At 43.1% G+C, this 420-nt stretch carries 1 protein-coding gene; it reads left to right on the top strand.

Translation table 11 applies throughout. The features are described from left to right. The coding region (locus HC175_RS19320; protein WP_235942694.1) for a Gfo/Idh/MocA family protein at positions 1-420 on the top strand (420 nt) is incomplete at both ends.

Below are 420 nucleotides of genomic sequence, written 5' to 3'. Positions count from 1 at the left end.
AGGTGGGACAGTGACTATAGAACAGTAAAAAAGCTCATTGAAAAGGATTTTTTAGGCAGGGTTGTAGAATATGAAGCCCATTTTGATCGCTTCAGGAATGAGATCAAACCTGGATGGAAGGAAGAAAAGGAGCTGCCCGGCAGCGGAATTCTCTATGACCTGGGGAGTCATTTAATCGATCAGGCACTGCACCTCTTTGGATTACCCAAAGAAGTTTTTGCCGACATAAGAATGCAGCGGGACAACGCACAAGTTCCCGATAATTTTGAACTGCTGCTGTTCTATCCTCAGCTTAAGGTTACTTTAAAGGCAGGTACGCTGGTAAAGGAGAAAGTTCCAACTTATAGTGTTCATGGCACCAAAGGTTCTTTTGTGAAATATGGCGCAGATGTTCAGGAAGAGGCATTAAAAAATGGTGAA

It is taken from the genome of Salinimicrobium oceani, assembly GCF_012037645.1.
Note: the sequence above shows the minus strand (reverse complement) of the source record. Positions and strands in the feature narration are given on the sequence as shown.